This is a genomic window from Leptospiraceae bacterium, assembly GCA_016708435.1.
In the GTDB taxonomy this organism is placed as follows: Bacteria; Spirochaetota; Leptospiria; order Leptospirales; family Leptospiraceae; genus UBA2033.
This window is the reverse complement of the sequence record JADJFV010000002.1, coordinates 172,663-190,349: the sequence shown is the minus strand read 5'-3', so window position 1 is coordinate 190,349 and position 17,687 is coordinate 172,663. Positions and strand designations below refer to the sequence as shown.

Here is a 17,687-nt window from a genome sequence, read left to right as displayed (position 1 = left end):
CGGTTCTTTTAATTGTTTTTAGTAATCGAAATATAATCAATGTGTTTTTGATATTCTGGAATGATTTCTTTAAATAAATCGTAAATTTCCTTGTTTTTGTTTGCTTTCGCTAAGCTAAAGAGTTGGTTTAGTTTACTTATGAAGACAATTTGATTCTGATTGAGGTTAGAGGCAGCAATTTTGATTTTTGGATGATGCGTTTTCTTGATTCCCTCTAAATTGAGCAGTAACTCCTCGTATAGCTTTTCGCCCGGTCTGAGTCCTGTGAATTCAATGTTAATGTCTTTATAAGGTTGGTATCCTGAAAGTCGTATCATTTCTTCTGCTAGCTCTAATATTTTGACTGGCTCTCCCATCTCTAAAATAAAAATTTCTCCCCGCTCTCCCATGCTTCCTGCTTGTAAAACCAATTGGGATGCTTCTGGAATCGTCATGAAATAGCGGATAACGTCTGGATGGGTTACGGTTACTGGTCCACCTTTTTCAATTTGTTCCTTAAACCTAGGAATTACGCTTCCATTTGAGCCAAGCACATTTCCGAATCGAACTGTGATAAATTTAGTTTTAGAATTTGGAGTAATGTGTTGAAGATAAAGCTCTGATGCACGTTTTGAAGCTCCCATTATATTGACTGGATTGACTGCTTTATCTGTAGAAATTAAAACAAAGCGATCAACGCCGGATAATCGGGATATGTCGGCAATATTCTTTGTTCCCATTACATTGTTCAATACAGCTTCCGATGGATTGATTTCCATCAGAGGCACATGCTTGTATGCCGCACAATGGAACACTACCGTTGGCGTGTATTGTTCGAAAATATGACCGAGCCTCGAAAGATTTTTTACATCAGCGATAATGGATTCGTAGCGAATGTCAGGAAATGCCTTGCGAAGTTCATAGTCAATATGATAAAGCGGTGTCTCTGCTGCATCCAGTAATATTAAACTTTCTGGATCGAACAAAGATACCTGCCTGCAAATTTCGCTGCCGATAGAGCCACCAGCTCCAGAGACTAATATTGTTTGTCCTTTCAAATAAGATTTAATAGATTCAATTTCCAAATCGACTGGATCCCGCCCGAGCAAGTCTTCGACTCTGACTTCACGCAATTGATTATAAGAAGATTTTTTCCCAGCAAAGATTTCTCCAATCGAAGGAAGAATCTTTGCATGGATTTTATAAGCCTCACAAACTTTTATGATATTGCTAATTGTTTTTCCGGGTAGTGCTCCGAGAGTAATGATGATTTCTTCAATTTTATAGGTTGTTAAGAAATTTTCAATTTGATCGATTGCGCCTAGGACGGGGACGCCTTGAATATGTGCCCCAAGCTTGGAAGGGTCATCGTCTAAAAATCCGACTGGTCGCAAGTTTAATTCAGGTTGCCTCCGAATTTCGGTAACAAGCATCATTCCTGATTTACCTGCACCAATTACTAATGTCGCTTTTCCATCATTGAAATTTTTGCTTAAGTATTCATCTCGAATAATTCGCCAAGAGAAACTTCGAAAGCAGAGTAGGCTGAGTAATAGCAATGTATCCAAAATTGGAACCATTCTAGAATGCTGGGAGAATCGATTATAAAATAAAAGAGCCAGTGTTGAAAATAGGGAAGACGATAGAGTGATTTTAATGATTTCCATTAAGTCATGAATAGATGCATAAGCCCAGAGCGACCTGTAAATATCGGAATAAAGAAAAACAATCGACCTAGTTCCTACTACAATCAGCATTGAGATTGCAAATTTCTCAGGGTCAGCGAGGAATTCTAAGCTTTCATAGCGAATTAGATGTGCCGTTAAGTAAGAGATTGTCATGAAGACAATGTCAATAGGAAAGATTAAGTATCGTTTGTTGAACATTTATTATTACTCACTTAAAAAAACGGTTCAAAGTAGATTTTTTATTGTATATATTTTCTATACTATAATTTTTATTTACTAATATCCAGAATTTCAGAAACTAACTTTGTCGGAAAGGAAATATTGAATAAAGCAAAACATATAGTCATTAATTTGTCAGGCAACTTTGGTCAAAGTCTAGGGGAAAATGTATGGAAACAAGTAGAATCTGTGGCACATACGACTAGGGCTGTTCTCTTTGATTTTACTGGTGTGGATTCTATTAGCCAAGAAGGTTTAGTTTTCCTAAAGAAAATTATTTACCATCTAAGAGAATTTGGGTGTGAAATCGCCTTTTCAGGGCTTAAGGGAAACTCCATTTCTCTTTTGCAGGAGAATATAGACAAGTCTATCATTCACATCTTTGCGTTACGCGAAGAGGCAAAGGATTTTTTAGAATCAAAGCTTGATGTAACGGAAGAGGAAGTTAATGCCGTCTCTACATTGCCTGAGGTTCGCTCTGCTCTTGTGAAAGAAGGTGTATTCTATACCTATTGTCCTTCTTGCAATGCAAAATTGCGTCTGCGTGCAAAGGGTAATTATGCTTGTCCTGCTTGCAAGACAAGATTTTTCTTCAATCCGATCCAAGAGCCGATGAAGTATGAAAGAATTTCGCTCGAATAATTTTTATCTTTCTATCTTCTCTGACAATTCTGCTCTTTATCAATCTCTTCGAAGCAAACTAGAAATATTTTCTGAAAGAGAAGATGTTTTAATTCTAAAAGATTTGGTAAGAGTCTTCACTCGTGAAAATTTAACAACGGATTATCTTTCTCTTAAACTCGTAGCGGATAATATTCCTTCTCTGCTATTTGAAATTAGTCCCTATAGAATTATTCCTAAGGAGTTTTTAAAAAATCAGCCTTCTTCAGAAAATTTAATTTCTGACCTAGCTTGTATTTTACTCATCGAAAGTATTCTCTTAAAACAAAATAAGGAAGAGAGTAAGCGAAAGACTAAGAGTGTCAAAGACAAAGCTTCTTCTCAAGTGAATAAGAAAGTATTACGGCAATTAGCCGGTGCCATTTTCCAGTTTTGGAAAGAATCGCTCATTTCATTTTCTTTAAAAGAAGAGAAAATTCCAAGCAATATAAAAGAAGAATACGATTCAGTGATTCGAACCTTTATCAAAGCAAAGGGAAATAAAAAAATTGAAATAGAATATGTATACGAAGCCTGTGCAGGCGGCAAATCTCATTTTATCTCAGAAAAAGAAGCAAAGGAAAAATTCGGAGATGAAATTATTCTCTACGGAGTCTCTGAGATAGATCCACTTCATTTTAAAGTTTTAGAAATTCTTTCTTCTTACGTAAAAATATCCTTTTTAATCCCGATGCCTCCTGTTCGTCTGATGCATAAGAACAATGTAAAACTGAATTCAAGCAAGTTGAAACAATTAATTCCTGATTGGCATATTCTTAATAAATTCTTTGGAGACAAGAAAATCGAAGAGATTCAAACTACACTTGGAATTGAATTCCCAGAAATTTTACCGAATGCAGATTTGAATTTTTATGAGTCGCAGGAAGCTTATCGCGAAATTGAATTTGTAGGTAGAGAAATCCTTCGTCTTATAGAAGAGCATAAAGACGATGATGCTTTTCGGCTAACGTCGATTAAGCTTGTTCTTCCAGCGGAAGATGTGAATTATTCGCTCCTGGTGAGCAATGTTTTCGACCGAATAGGAATTTCTTATTCCTTCACGAAAGACATTCGAAAGAAAAAGTCTCCTTATTTCTCTGCGGTCGCATCCATTTTAAAACTTTCCATTTCTGATTTTGATAAAGAGACGATTTTCTCTCTTTTTTATAATCCTTGTTTCTATCCAATTTTAGAAGAAATGAGAATTTCTATAAAACCAGAAGTATGGAATCAAATTATTTCAAAGATGAATTTAACTGAATTCTTGGACAAACAACATCGAAAAAGGCAGGGCTTTCGCGAATCCAATTTGATGACTTGGGAGAGTTTATGGTCTAGATTGAATTTGATTTTAATCGGAAATACGTCAGACGATACAATCAGTCTAGAAACAGAATTAATTGAAGAAGTGTATGAGTTTCTAGCGGTTAGTTCTTCTTTGCTGCAAGACTTGATTGGGTTAAAAGAAGACTTTACTCGTTTAAGTGATTTTAGTAAATTTTTTAGAATTATCTTGGACACCTATCTTCATCCATCGATGCGTTATAATAAGTCTGAGGAAAGTGTGCGACTAAATGAGAGAGGGCTTACTAAAACAAATAATCTCTTGGCAAGTATTGAGTCAATAGATTCGGAGTTAGGCTCTTTACTTGCGGATAATCTAGATTTTACTCTCGATGACTTTGCGGATATATTGCTTACGCTAATGGAATCATGGACAGAAGGGGATGCCAGAGTTCTAAAAAACGGCGTCGTAGTTGGAGAATTGTTAGATGCAATTGATCCAAGTTTTGATTACTTGTTTTTAGTGGGACTCGACGAGAGAAAATTTAGTCACACTTCTAGTAAGCATGATTCTGTAATGATAGAGGATACGATTCATTCTTCTCGATTAGATGCAGCGTTGAAACTAAAAAACTATTTTTATCATATCTTTAATCACAATGCAAAGCGATATACATTTAGCTATGTGAGTCTTGATACGATTAACGATAGAGAGTATTATCCGGCGCGCGAGTTGGAATGGATCAGGAGTATTTCTAAACAAGCAAATACAAACTATAAAAAGATTCCCTTATTTTCGTATTTAGAATATAGAATGGATGAGGCTACTGTCTTTGAAAAAGAAACGTTTCATCTGATTGATTTAAAACAAAAAGAATTAAACCTTTCTCTGTTGAAGAATTCTTATCCTAATTGGATAGCGAACTCAGACTCTCGTTTATCTGGCGAAATAGATACCTTAACTTCTAATAAAAACTTAAATCAGAAAATGAAGTCTTACTTTTTTCGTTCGTCGATTGACGTAGGACATTCCAAATTAGCGCATAATAAAAATTTGTCGGTCAGAAAATTTGTAAGTTATATGGAATGCCCGAAAAAGTTTTTTTACGAATACTCGGTTGATACAGAAGAAGAAGCTGATGTTAGTGGAGAGCTTGAATCGGTCAGTGCTCTTACAAGGAACTTTAATATCAGACAGCTATTTTCTTATTTAAGAGAGGATTCAAGTCTAGATGCTACAGATCTTACGAAAAAAATTTTTAGTCCAAAGAGAATCGAGTCAGGAGAACTTCCATTTGGTGTCTTAGGAAAATTATCCGAGTTAGAATTCAAAGATTACCTTGAAAATTTCTTTTTACCTTTCTATCACGAACTGTTATCCGAAAACAATAAGATTTTTAAAAAGGCAGTTTTTTCATCGGAGGCAAATAAAACATTAGACTCAATCGTATTTTCAACGCCTGCGATTTGGAATGAATCAATTAAGACAAATGTTGATTTGCTTTTACTCGAAAGGGATACTCTATATTTAACTTCATTTGTATCTGCTAAGGATGTAAAGGATAAAAATAGAATTCTGTCAGGTTTGACAGCTCATGTTGTGAATCAATCGGAGCAAATTAAAAAGGAAATATATGATTTACTTGGTGTTAAATCCGTTTGTGTTGCGCCGGCAATTCTCCATTTTCCGTTACAAAGCAAACCTAATCTCATAAGAGGAAGAACAGTAGATTACTCGGATGATTTGTTTTTACCATTTTGGAAAAGTCTTTCTGAAAACCAATACCCTGCATTTCCAATTGGAGCTGATAAACGGAAATGTGATTATTGTTCAGTGAAAACTGTTTGTCATGGATATCATACCGAGTTTCTTTCTTTTCTTGAGTCAGAGATGGAACAAATTCAGTCTGTATTAAAAGACCAATTCGCCGAAGTAAATTCTGCAGAAAAAAAAGAAAAGGCTCCGAGTAAGGCAAAAAAATAAATATATTAAATGCTCAGATGAAAAAAACCCTAAGTTAATTTGTCTAATTAAGCAAGTGGATGCAAAGTTTTTTATCTTGAAAATATGAAACTTATTCTAAACAATGTTTTGATGCTAGATAAGACACTTTACATGGGAAGTTTGTATGAGATGTATCATAAAAGAATCTTTGATTTCTTATATAAATATTCCAACAACCAAGAGGTTGCTTCTGACTTGATGCAAGAGACTTTTTTTAGCTATTTTAGGAGTTATGGTGAGAGTAATCTTCCTCCTGAAAAAGCTATCATGGTTCTTTACACGATTGCCAGGAACAATTCTATTAATTATAGTAAAAAGTTTTCCACGGTAAAAGAAAACGCATCCAACAATATTGATATTTATCAGAGTAAGAAGACATCATTTGAAAAAAGAGAAGAATTGAAAGATATGGAGTTGAGGTTACGACAGTGTTTGGCGTTGCTACCGGAAGATCAAAGAGTCGCCCTGATTATGAAAAATATAAAGGATATGACGTTAGCCGAAATTGCGGAAGTAATGGAATTATCAATTTCAACTGTTTCGAGGTTAGTAGTGAAAGCGACTGCAAGGTTGATTCAGCTAGCCGAAGAGCATGGAATTGCACCATAAATGAAGATAAGCGAGTAATAGAATGGAAGAATTTTCAGAATTAGAAAAAAAAGTTTATGATGCTTTAATTGATAACAAACCAAATGAAGTATCGCAGCGGGTTAGAAGTATCGAAGAACTTCTTTCTAGAACGGGAGCACATACGATTGAGTTTCCGACTTCAAGTGAGATTCTAGATAAATTTCAAAAAATGGAACAACAAAAAATTATAAAATTAGATCGGAGTAATGGAATGAATAAAAAAATAATCTATGTATTAGGGGCAGCAGCAGTAATCTTTTTGGGAATTTTTCTTGCTGTGGGTAATGGAGATAAGCCGAAGGAGCCGCAAGTTGCTACTCCCGGTGAATTAAAAGCAAAAGTTACTTTTGTAGTAGGGGATGTAAAAGTAAAATCAAATCCTAGCGATGCAGGCGTTAAACCAGAAGTAGGCGCTCTTCTTACTACAAATCAAATGCTATTCACAGGAGACAAATCAACCGTTGATTTAGAATTCTCTCATGGATCGTCTTTACGAATCAAGGCAAATACGGAAGTTTCTCTTAAGCGATTAGTAGAAACAAACGGAAATGTTACAGAAGAGGTTTCGATAAAGAAAGGTATGTTAGTGGCAAATGTTACCAAACAGAAACAATCTGATAATTTCAACATTGTAACTCCAACTGTAATCGCTGGAGTAAGAGGAACTCGCTTCTTAGTTGTAGTTGATCCTGATAAAGGCAAAGAGGATGTCACTAGAGTATCCGTTCTAGATGGGGTTGTTGGGATTACGAAACACAAAGAGGAAGTTCCACTCACTGTTGAGCCGATCGAAATTTTAGATAGTAAACAATCTGCACAAGAAATTTCTCGCGGTGGAAATTTCAAGAGATCCGCTATTACAGATGCTGATATAAAAATTATCGAAGGCAAAGATGAAATAGAATCAGATGCTAACTCTGCTCCTGCTGAGACTGAACAAAGTCTCTTCGCGAAATATGGACGTTTAGAAGTTCTTTCTTTAGATGGTGGACAAGCGGTTACTGGTGTGATTACCGCTATGGATGACAATACCTTCACAGTTCATACTGTAAAAGGTTTCGTAAAAGTAGATCGCAAGAAAGTAATCTCTCACGATGCAAAGCAATTGAAATAATATTTACTATTCGTAGAGACGTTTCATAAAACGTCTCTACGACGAATGAAACCCAACCCAATCTTCATAATTTAAGAAAATCTCAAGACTTCCTAGTTCACCAAGTCGCTTTCTAATATGAGTAGCAGTAATACCCGGACCACAGGCATGAAAGCTATTTACAATTGAAGGATACTTTTGAATAGCCAGATCAAACTGGAAGCCACTCATCCAAAAGAAATGAGTCTTTTGCGTTAAATCAGGAATATCCGCTTCTAATGAAATTTTATAAGTATAGATTCTTTCTAAATTGGATTGAATTTCGCCGCTATCTTCGTGGGTTAATTTTACAAATGGTTTCTCTTCGCCAAGCAGGATCGAAATATTTGGATTTTCATCTTCGCCTAGTCCGTCTGAGGTTCCGCTCACCCATTGGTCTTTTCCGGCTAATTGATAGAATGTCTTTATTCCGGCTGCCCAAATGATTTGTTCCAAATTCATCTGAGTCCAGTTTGGATGCCAGGCATTGGTGCGTGCAACTAGGAAATTGGAACCACTTAGTTCTGGTTCGGTGATTGTTTCTCTTTTAAATTTTAATTTTTCATTTTCTCTTGGGAAAATACTCGTTATGCGCTCAGCTTTTGGTTGAGTGGTTTTATTTTTAGAAAGAGCTTGTGCGTTTAGTTCTATTCCGTCATCAGTTAGCCCGCGAAGATAAAAAACTTCTCCATATTTTCTAACGAGTGAACTTACACCAATTTTTTGATGACAACCGCCACCGTATTTTTGTAATTCTTTTCTTTCGATTAATACTGATTTGCCTACTTCTGGAATTGTAAGAGTTGCAATGATTTCACGTATATCTTGTCTCGTTGATTTAATTTCGGCAGCGAGTGCGCCCTGTGCAGGAGCATTTGGATTTTCCGAAAGAGGCAGACACATAAAGGCTGCATCTTTTAAGTAAACGCGAATCGTTTTTCTGATTTGCGCATACTCGTCAGTTGCCGCTTCTGGAAAATTCTCAGTTAGGAGTCTATCAAGGGCAGCTTTGGCTAAAATGAGTCCTTGCGTTTCTTTTGATTCGCTCCATTTGGCGAGTCTTGTTTGCATATTTCCGCGCACGGGCTCGAATACAATTGGTTTACCCTGTAGTCTTTTTGGTAAAGCTTTCGCTAAAAATCTTTTTAGATTGAATTCTCTTCTTGGGGAAGAACTGAATATTTTTATTTCTGAAAAATTTGGATTTAATAAATGTTCTTTTTTAAAAAGGAGTAGATCTCTTTGGTCGGCTCGCTCTAGGATTGAGATTACTTCTGTGTTATCCTCATGTTGTAAATCTAAGTCTTTCCAAGAGTGAATGACTACATCGACTGTTTCGTTTAGTAAATCTTCTTTAAAGTCTTTTGTGAAAACTCCTCTGTCGCCCATTTTCCAAAGCGGAGAAGTGAGGTCTTTATCGCCTAACGATTCTTTAAAATAAAATTCGATTTTTAGGTCGGGAAATTTTTTCTTTAGAGCATCTGCTACTAAATAGGATTGTAATTTCGCTAGTGCGCTTTTTCTGGAACCAATTTTTAGCAGGCTAGGCAAGGTATGTCTTCCCAACCATAGATAAAGTTTTGGCTTTCATTTTCACGCTCTATCGCAAGTTCAGTAACGACTTTTTCCAAAGTCTTTCGAAGTTCATTGTTTCTCTCTTCTTGCGCTTTGAGAGAATTTAGCATTGACTCGAAAGAAATATAATTAAGCGCATTACCAAAATTATCCCCTTTATCGTCTTCTCTAAAATCAACGACCATTGTATTGTCTTTTATGGAAGGAATAATTTCTTTTAAGGAAATGGGAGCTGCAATGACAATTGCTTCATCCTTAGGAACGAAAGCGTCTAACGTTTGAATTTGAACAGGATACTTGGAAGCGATTTCTTTAAGTTTTTCTAAATTTCTTCCTATCACAGTTACTTTTCTATTTTTTTCTAAAAGCCAGGGTAATACTTTTACTGCCAAATTTCCAGTCCCGAACAAGACTACTTCTTTTGTGGACTTTAAATAACGATTTGCTAAACCACCATAAGACTGATCTCCCAAAAAACGTAAATGCCCACTTCGAATTTTTCGCGAATCTTCAATGATTTGGTCGCGGAGTTTCTTTAAGTAGTCACCAAGAGAGTGTTTTGGTAACGATTCATTTTTCATGATTTCTTTGAATTGCGCTAAAATTTCTGTTTCTCCAAGTAGTCGTGAACGAATTCCACTTACAATTTCGAGAAGCAATTTGTATGCTTCGTAGCCCACATAGGTCTCATAATGTCGAGAGAATTGCACCTGAGTATGATCGAAAATTCGAATGTCCCCGATATAAAGGGTTCTCATACATGTTTTCCAGTGTAATAAACCTGAAAAGGTTTCTCTGTCTCTGTTCTTATCGTTTGAATGCAATATAAGTAAGTTTGACCACATACCAATATATTACCATACCTTAAATTCCATTTGTCATGAAACTGTCAGGAAGTGAAAAAAAGAAATTTGAATCAGTCAACTCTCGTAATTCTAGAGATCTGAATAGGTTTTGCTTTTTATTATTGACAACATTTTATTAATAAGTGCAATTAATAACTTAAATAATTACACGAACAAATATATGAATATAATGAAAACTTTTGCAACTATTATGTTTTTTTGGGTTACATTTATAGGCTGTAATAAGTCAAAAGAAAAAGATAATAAACCACTGCTATCATTGTTAATATTGCAAACACAGCAATCCCAAACCACCTCTTGTCTCACTTCTGCCGCAAATCTTTCATCCTCGGTAAGTAACTTTGGAAATAGTTGTCTTGCTTCATCAACTGATTGCAGTGAATGGTGGTTTAATATTAAAGCAACAATGTCTTGTTCTTCCGGACAAACTTTTAGTGAAAGTAAATGCTTTAATTCGGCTACAGCTACTTATAAATGTAATTGCACTACGACTTATTCTAATGGAACTATTTTTTTACAAAATATTTACAGTGATACAAAGTCTTGTATAGTAAGTTCAACTTCGACAAGCTTAAAAATTAAATCGTGTACATACGATGGAACTACTGTCTGCAAAAGTCTATAATTCAACAAACAATATTTGGTTATTTAATTACTTCCAATTCTTTAATGTATTCGGTTACATAAATTAATTTCTTCTTAACCTGCGCATCTATATAAATCGTTTCTTTGGGATTTATTTGGGTATAGAATGATAAAGATTTTTTGAAAGCGGCTCTTGCATACTGTGTATTGTGGTTAATGATGTGTAGCTCCGCGAGCAGTAAATAGATTTCTCCTTTGTAAAGATTGGAAAGTCTAGTTTCATATTCGTTTAATTTTGTTTGAACAAATTCCAAAAATTTTTCTTTGATTAAAAAATCTACATCGGATAATTTTATATTTTCAATCAAGTTTAAGACGGGGCTATGATCGAAGAAAGAATAGGTCGAGTATAATTCAAGCATTGGGAAAAAAAACTTTTTAAAGCTGAGGATATCCTTCATTGAGAAAAAAGAGGACACTAAATTAAAATAAGAAGGGGCAAAGACTTTATTTTTAGAAATGCTATCATATGCATATTGAATGCTTTCTTGATATTTTTCAGAGCCGAGTGCATTTGTGCTATCAAAGTAAGATTTAAAAAAATCTTCTTTGATCAAATGAGTTGATCTATCTTTTTGGCTAACGGTCATTAACCAGTCAAACATGTAAAAGGCTTGTTCGTGAATGACTTCATGTCGAATCCCGGGATAGATTTTTCGAATAGCATACGGATTGTATCGTTTTAAAACTTGAAAGCGATTATCCATTTCGCGTCGGGTAAATGCTTCTCCTTCTCCTGTGTCCCCTGAGATAAATAGAATATTTATTTTTCCCGCGTTTGAAATCTGTCTATCGGTTAAAGAAGTGTAACCACCAGAAAGTCCTGCAAAATAGCGAAAAATATTAGGACTAGAAAGTGCGGATTGTAGACCCTGGTTTCCTCCTTGCGAAAATCCAAAGAGGAGCACGTCATCGTAAACTTTATATTTTGCTTTAATTAAATCGACTAGATTTAATATATACTTTTCACTCTTATCATAACCCCATTTTACTCCATTTCTTCCATTGTCTGTAAAATTTCCGTCGGGGCAAACAAGGATTATATTCATATACCGCGAATAATAGCTAAACGGGTTTACCATACGACTTCCATCGCTAAAGAGTCCATGCAGACCAACGGCTAGAAGATACTTTTTGTTCTTATTGTAATTGACTGGCAAAACAATCGAATAAGAAATTCCATCTTCGATTGTAAAAATATTATCTAGTTTAATCTGAGAGTAAATACTATTAGTTGTCAGAAAAAAAAGAAAAAGAAAAACATATCTAACTAAAAACAACTTCATAAAAAAATTACTTTAAATCAGCTTTTGCAAATACTTTTTTAAAAAAGGGCTTATGATTTACTTCAATACTCATTATTTTATCTATGATTTGTTTTTCAGTGACTGAATACTTTTTTAAAACTTCATGATTCAATGAAATTTGTGCAATAGTCATAAAGTTAATTAAGCTTTCCGTTTGCCTTGCTTCCTCCGGCAAAAGCTTGTTAATCTCTGCAACTAATTCTTTCATAGTGTATCTCTCAGCGCCGGAAAGCTCTGGCATTGGAGTTCCTCCGTGGTCTGCTGTAATAATAAGTATAAATTTATTGTTATATTCCTTTTGTAAAAAATCAAAAATGAGTCCGATTTGTTTGTCTGCTTCTCTGAAAGTTTCTTTGGCTTCGAGAGATTCAAATCCAAACTGATGTGCAACTGCATCTGTAGATTTAATTGTCAAATAAGCTAAATCAGGGATTCCATCTGCATGTCTGCCTTTGTCAATTAAGTGCGCCTTGATAACTTTTCGAAAAAGCTCAGCTTCTGATTTTGTTTCCGCAGGATTTGCCATTAAGATTCCCCAATATTTATGGATTTCATCAAAGCCTTTGACATTGATGCCTTCCCAACCTTGCGGATACTCTTCATTAAACGTATTTAAGGGATTATAGTCGATAGTCTCGGGTGGGAGTGTGTAATAGCGAGTATCCGTTACCCATTGCGATTTTCCGGTAGAAAGCCAATAAACTATATCCTTGTCACCTAGATAGTCTGCGCCTTTTATTTTTGAAGCTCCATGTCCTGCCATGCCAATAGAAGCCCTCAGAGCATAACATTGGCTAATCACTTCCGACTCTCCGCGATATTCATTGTCTAATACATCTCCGAGAGTCTCAACTAATAACTCTCCCGGATTTACAGTCGTGTCACTTGTGGTATAAATTTCGTCTCTAGTAATTTTACCATTGGCTAATCGCAAGTATCCGTTGCCAATAATCCCATTCTTTCTAGGATAAGCTCCTGTTCCAATAGCTGCGTGACCAACAGCAGTTTCTGCATCTAAATGACCAACGAGCGCATTCGGGAAATATGCCGCTTCTTTTTTTATTTTAGAAATTTGAATCGGAACTTCTGGATGGGCTTTGTAATACTGTTGTCCACCTTGGTCAACAACTACAGTGACAATGATTTCAGGGAGATTTCCCTCTGCACTTGGTTTTAAAATTTGCGTTAAAGGATGAGTTTCCACTCCGTTTGGATTTCTTATTTTTAAAATCTTTGCGAGAGTAGGGACTATATGTTGTTGGTGAATTGAGTCCGTATATTCCCCTTTTTGAATCCAATTCGGTCCGTAAAAAACAATTGGAATATTTGTGTCGTAGTCATAAAAAGTAGAGTGTGCACTTCTCGCCACTTTTAAGGTTACAATGTTTTCTGCTTCTTTGTATTCTAAGACTGGATTTGTTTTGAGGTCGTCTAACGTTCTTCCATAGGAGCGAAGGTGTCTGACTAAATCTGATTTTTCATACTTCGAATAGTATTTTAAATTTATCCAATCATTTTCTAATACATTAAATTTATGAGGAGTTAAATACAAATCAATATCATTTGTCGCTGAGCGTTTTATCCATTCGAGTTCTTGATTCTTTTTGCAACTCAAGAGAGAGAGTATTAATAATAAAAATAATAAATATTTCATTCCACACCTTTGTATTTGGATCAAGAACTTTGTAAAAGCTAAGAAATTGTCTCTCACAGAGCACCCAGAGTTCGCAGAGAGTATTGACACATTCTGCAAGCTCAGTGCAAGCTTCGCTAACGCTATTTACTCTTTTCTCTGTGTCTCCGTGCCTCAGTGGCGATAGGTTCCTGATCCGAAATTAAATTTAGATTACATATAATCTAAGTAAGGAGAAAGCCACTTTTCTACAATCTGAATTTCCATATTTTTTCTTTTTGCATAATCAGTGATTTGGTCTTTTCCAATTTTACCTACTGCAAAATACTTTGAATCAGGATGAGAAAAATAGAGTCCACTAACGGAACTTCCGGGCCACATCGCATAACTTTCTGTGAGTTTGATTCCAACTTCCTTTTCTACGTCTAGTAAATCCCAGAGGATTCCTTTTTCGGTGTGATCGGGACTTGCAGGATAACCAGCGGCAGGTCGAATTCCTCTGTATTTTTCTTTGATTAACTCAGCATTGGAAAGATTTTCATTTTTTCCAAATCCCCATTCGTCTCGCGCATATTTATGCATACATTCTGCAAATGCTTCGGCTAGTCTGTCGGCTAACGCTTTCGCCATGATGGAATTGTAATCGTCATGCTTGGCTTCAAAAAGTTTTTCGAATTCGTCTGCTCCATGTCCAGATGTAACCGCAAACCCACCAATATAATCAATTCTTCCTGATTCTTTTGGAGCAATGTAGTCCGCTAACGCATAATTAAATTGTCCTTCTGGCTTAGACATTTGTTGTCTGAGCGTATGAAATTTCGTTAGAATTTTTGTGCGAGTTTCGTCTTCGTAAACTTCTATATCGTCTCCAATACTATTCGCAGGGAACATTCCTATGATCGCTTTTGCCGTAAAACGCTTGTTATCCACAATGTCTTTTAATAGGACTTGTGCATCGTTGTATAAGTCTTGGGCTTGTTTTCCTACCACTTCATCTTGGAAAATGTCGGGGTAACGACCTCTTAACTCCCAAGTATGAAAGAAGGGAGACCAGTCGATGAAAGGAACTAATTCTGCTAGGGAGAAGTCTGCGAAAATTTTCTTTCCAATAAAAGATGGCTTTGCAATTTCTTGTGTCTTCCAATCGTAAACTGGTTTATTTCGGCGAGCATTTTCAAGGGTCAAATTATTTCGCTCTGCATTTCTGTTTAAGTATTGTTCTCTAAGTCTTGCTTGGTCTTTACGAACGTCTGACACATACTTTGTCTTAGCCTCTGGATTTAAAAGTTCGTTCATTACGTTTACAACACGAGATGCATCCAATACGTGAACTACTGGCTCTGAATACTGCTCTGCAATTTTAACAGCAGTGTGTGCCGGACTTGTTGTTGCACCACCAATGAGTAAAGGAATTTTAAATCCTTCCCGCTCCATTTCTTTTGCAACGTGAACCATTTCGTCAAGAGAAGGTGTGATTAATCCCGATAAGCCGATGGCGCTGACTTTGTGTTCTTTTGCTTCTCGTAAAATTCTATCCGTCGGAACCATGACTCCAAGATCAATTACTTCGTAGTTATTACAAGCTAATACTACTCCTACGATATTTTTACCAATATCGTGAACGTCTCCCTTTACTGTAGCCATAAGAATTTTTTCGCGTGCAGATGTGTCGGAGTTTGCTGCTTTTTCAGCTTCCATAAATGGGAGTAGGTAAGCTACTGCTTTTTTCATTACCCGTGCGCTCTTTACGACTTGCGGTAAAAACATCTTACCCGCTCCGAACAATTCTCCTACGACTCGCATTCCGTCCATGAGAGGACCTTCGATTACTTCGAGTGTTCTTGCATAATTCTTTCTGGCTTCTTCTGCGTCTTCGTCAATAAATTCTACAATTCCTTTTACAAGAGCGTGGGAAAGTCTAGCGGCTACTGGCTCTTTTCTCCATGCGTCATCTTTTACTTGTTGCGTCTTATCACCGCTTGCCGCTTTAACGGATTCTGCGAAGTTGATGAGTCTTTCTGTCGCATCAGGACGGCGATTAAGGATTACATCTTCTACAAGTTCGAGTAGGTCTTTTGGAATTTCTTCATACACAGAAAGCATTCCCGCATTTACGATTCCCATATCCATTCCTGCTTTAATTGCATAGTATAAAAATACAGAATGCATTGCTTCTCGAACAGGATTATTTCCTCTAAACGAAAACGAAATATTACTCACACCACCACTCACTTTTGCATGAGGGCAGGTAGCTTTGATTTCGCGTGTCGCTTCAATGAAGTCCATCGCATAATTGTTATGTTCCTCAATTCCAGTTGCAACAGTAAGAATGTTAGGGTCAAAAATAATATCGCTAGGAGGAAAGCCGACTTTTTCGGTTAACAGCTTGTAGGCTCTCTGGCAGATACGCACTTTATCTGATTTCGTTGCGGCTTGTCCTTGTTCGTCGAATGCCATTACGATTACACTTGCTCCGTAGAGTCGAACAAGCTTCGCGTTTTCGATAAATCTTTCTTCGCCTTCTTTCATGCTGATAGAGTTTACTATCGCTTTGCCCTGAACACACTTCAGACCCGCTTCAATCACTGACCATTTAGAACTATCAATCATGATTGGAACACGAGAAATTTCTGGCTCAGAGGCAAGTAGGTTTAAAAACTCGGTCATCAGTTTTTCACCGTCTAACAGTGCTTCGTCGAAGTTTACGTCGATGATATTGGCACCGTTTTGCACTTGTTGTAAGGCAACAGCCACTGCACCTTCTAGGTCGCCGGCAAGAATCATGTTTTTAAATTTTGGAGAGCCAGTAACGTTAGTTCTCTCACCTACCATGAGAAATCCTTTGTCGGGAGTAATGTTTAAAGGCTCAAGACCGGAAAGTCTTGTCACTTCTTCTGGTTTAGCTGGAATATGCGGTTTCATACCTTTAACCGCTTGGGCTACTGCTTTAATATGACCCGGAGTCGTTCCACAACATCCGCCGGCAATATTCAGCCAACCCTGTGTTGCAAAATCGTGCATATGATGACCGAACTCTTCTGGAGTCTGGTCATATCCACCAAAAGCATTTGGAAGACCGGCGTTCGGATAACAACTAATATGCGTTCCAGCTACTGTTGCAAGATCTTCGATATATGGTCGCATATCCTCAGCGCCTAACGCACAGTTAATTCCAACACTCATTGGTCTTGCATGGGCAATAGAATTCCAAAATGCTTCTACAGTTTGACCCGAAAGAGTTCTTCCTGATTTATCTGTAATCGTAACAGAGATAGAAATAGGAACTCGAACTCCGCGCTCTTTAAAGCATTTTTCAATAGCGAAAATGGCTGCTTTCAAGTTGAGAGTGTCAATAATCGTTTCTGGGAGAAGTAAGTCTACGCCGCCTTCCATGAGAGCGTCTACTTGTTCATAAAAAACTTCTACGAGTTCATCAAAGCTAGTAGCGCGGTAAGCTGGATTATTAACGTCAGGCGACATAGAGGCAGTGCGTGTAGTTGGACCGAATGCACCAGCTAGAAAACAAGGATGGTCTGGATTTTTAGCTTGGAATTTGTCTATAGCCGTTCGTGCTACTTTGACACCGGCTATGTTCAATTCTCTAACAAGATGTTCAAGTTTGTAGTCTGCTTGCGATATCTTAGAGCAACTAAATGTGCAAGTTTCAATAATGTTCGCACCGGCTTCTAAAAATTCCGTATGAATCGCTTCAATTATATCCGGGCGGGTAATGCAGAGTAGGTCATTATTTCCTTTCAGTGGAAACGGATGATCTTTGAATCTTTCGCCACGGAAATCTTCTTCCGTTAGCGGATAACGTTGGATCATGGTTCCCATTGCTCCGTCGAGCACGAGAATTCTTTCTTTAAGTAGGTCTTCTATTTTTGGTTTAGTTGTCATATTGTTATTAGCCGCTAGATATGTATTCATTAAAATTAACGTAGGTTTGATATTTGGGTTTCCAATAAATTTATAAAGTTACTCAATCTGTCATTCCCGAAATTCCACCCTTTCGCTTTGCTCACATGACCGCCAAGCGATATCGGGAATCTCAATGAGTAGTA

At 36.7% G+C, this 17,687-nt stretch carries 11 protein-coding genes; 5 read left to right on the top strand and 6 right to left on the bottom strand.

The features are described from left to right. Nucleotides 1-8: 8 nt before the first annotated feature. Nucleotides 9-1,865 carry a polysaccharide biosynthesis protein gene (locus IPH52_06255; GenBank protein MBK7054646.1) on the bottom strand — a complete coding sequence of 619 codons (1,857 nt, stop codon included), beginning with the start codon at nt 1,863-1,865 and terminating at the stop codon, nt 9-11. Between the two features lie 123 nt (nt 1,866-1,988). Here IPH52_06255 and IPH52_06250 point away from each other — a divergent pair, with 123 nt between their 5' ends. From IPH52_06250 to IPH52_06235, 4 genes are all read left to right on the top strand, one after another. Then, nucleotides 1,989-2,528: a hypothetical protein gene (locus IPH52_06250; GenBank protein MBK7054645.1), complete on the top strand. Its 540-nt coding sequence runs from the start codon at nt 1,989-1,991 to the stop codon at nt 2,526-2,528. Beyond that, on the top strand, nt 2,506-5,814 hold the full coding sequence (locus IPH52_06245; protein MBK7054644.1) for an exodeoxyribonuclease V subunit gamma: 3,309 nt from the start codon (nt 2,506-2,508) through the stop codon (nt 5,812-5,814). Before IPH52_06250 ends, IPH52_06245 begins: the two co-directional genes overlap by 23 nt. Nucleotides 5,815-5,946: 132 nt before the next feature. Next, on the top strand, nt 5,947-6,444 hold the full coding sequence (locus IPH52_06240; protein MBK7054643.1) for a sigma-70 family RNA polymerase sigma factor: 498 nt from the start codon (nt 5,947-5,949) through the stop codon (nt 6,442-6,444). A gap of 22 nt (nt 6,445-6,466) precedes the next feature. Then, nucleotides 6,467-7,579 carry a FecR domain-containing protein gene (locus tag IPH52_06235; GenBank protein MBK7054642.1) on the top strand — a complete coding sequence of 371 codons (1,113 nt, stop codon included), beginning with the start codon at nt 6,467-6,469 and terminating at the stop codon, nt 7,577-7,579. Between the two features lie 36 nt (nt 7,580-7,615). Here the strand turns inward: IPH52_06235 and IPH52_06230 are convergent, their stop codons facing one another. After that, entirely contained in the window at nt 7,616-9,148 is a 1,533-nt protein-coding gene (locus tag IPH52_06230; GenBank protein MBK7054641.1) for a uroporphyrinogen synthase, read from the bottom strand. Continuing rightward, complete coding sequence (locus IPH52_06225) at nt 9,133-9,930, bottom strand: NAD(P)-binding domain-containing protein (protein ID MBK7054640.1); 798 nt, start codon at nt 9,928-9,930, stop codon at nt 9,133-9,135. Before IPH52_06225 ends, IPH52_06230 begins: the two co-directional genes overlap by 16 nt. A gap of 277 nt (nt 9,931-10,207) precedes the next feature. On the opposite strand from IPH52_06225, the gene IPH52_06220 reads away from it, so the two are divergent. Continuing rightward, the gene (locus tag IPH52_06220) at nt 10,208-10,663 is read left to right on the top strand and encodes a hypothetical protein (protein MBK7054639.1); all 456 of its coding nucleotides are present in this window, start codon (nt 10,208-10,210) and stop codon (nt 10,661-10,663) included. Nucleotides 10,664-10,682: 19 nt separating this feature from the next. Here IPH52_06220 and IPH52_06215 read toward each other — a convergent pair whose 3' ends face one another. The 3 genes from IPH52_06215 to metH all read right to left on the bottom strand — a co-directional run bounded on the left by IPH52_06215 (nt 10,683) and on the right by metH (nt 17,523). Continuing rightward, a complete protein-coding gene (locus IPH52_06215) occupies nt 10,683-11,969 on the bottom strand; it encodes a hypothetical protein (GenBank protein ID MBK7054638.1) in 1,287 nt (428 codons plus the stop codon). 7 nt (nt 11,970-11,976) lie between these two features. Next, entirely contained in the window at nt 11,977-13,644 is a 1,668-nt protein-coding gene (locus tag IPH52_06210; GenBank protein ID MBK7054637.1) for an alkaline phosphatase family protein, read from the bottom strand. Between the two features lie 192 nt (nt 13,645-13,836). After that, entirely contained in the window at nt 13,837-17,523 is a 3,687-nt protein-coding gene (metH, locus tag IPH52_06205; GenBank protein ID MBK7054636.1) for a methionine synthase, read from the bottom strand. Nucleotides 17,524-17,687: the final 164 nt, after the last annotated feature.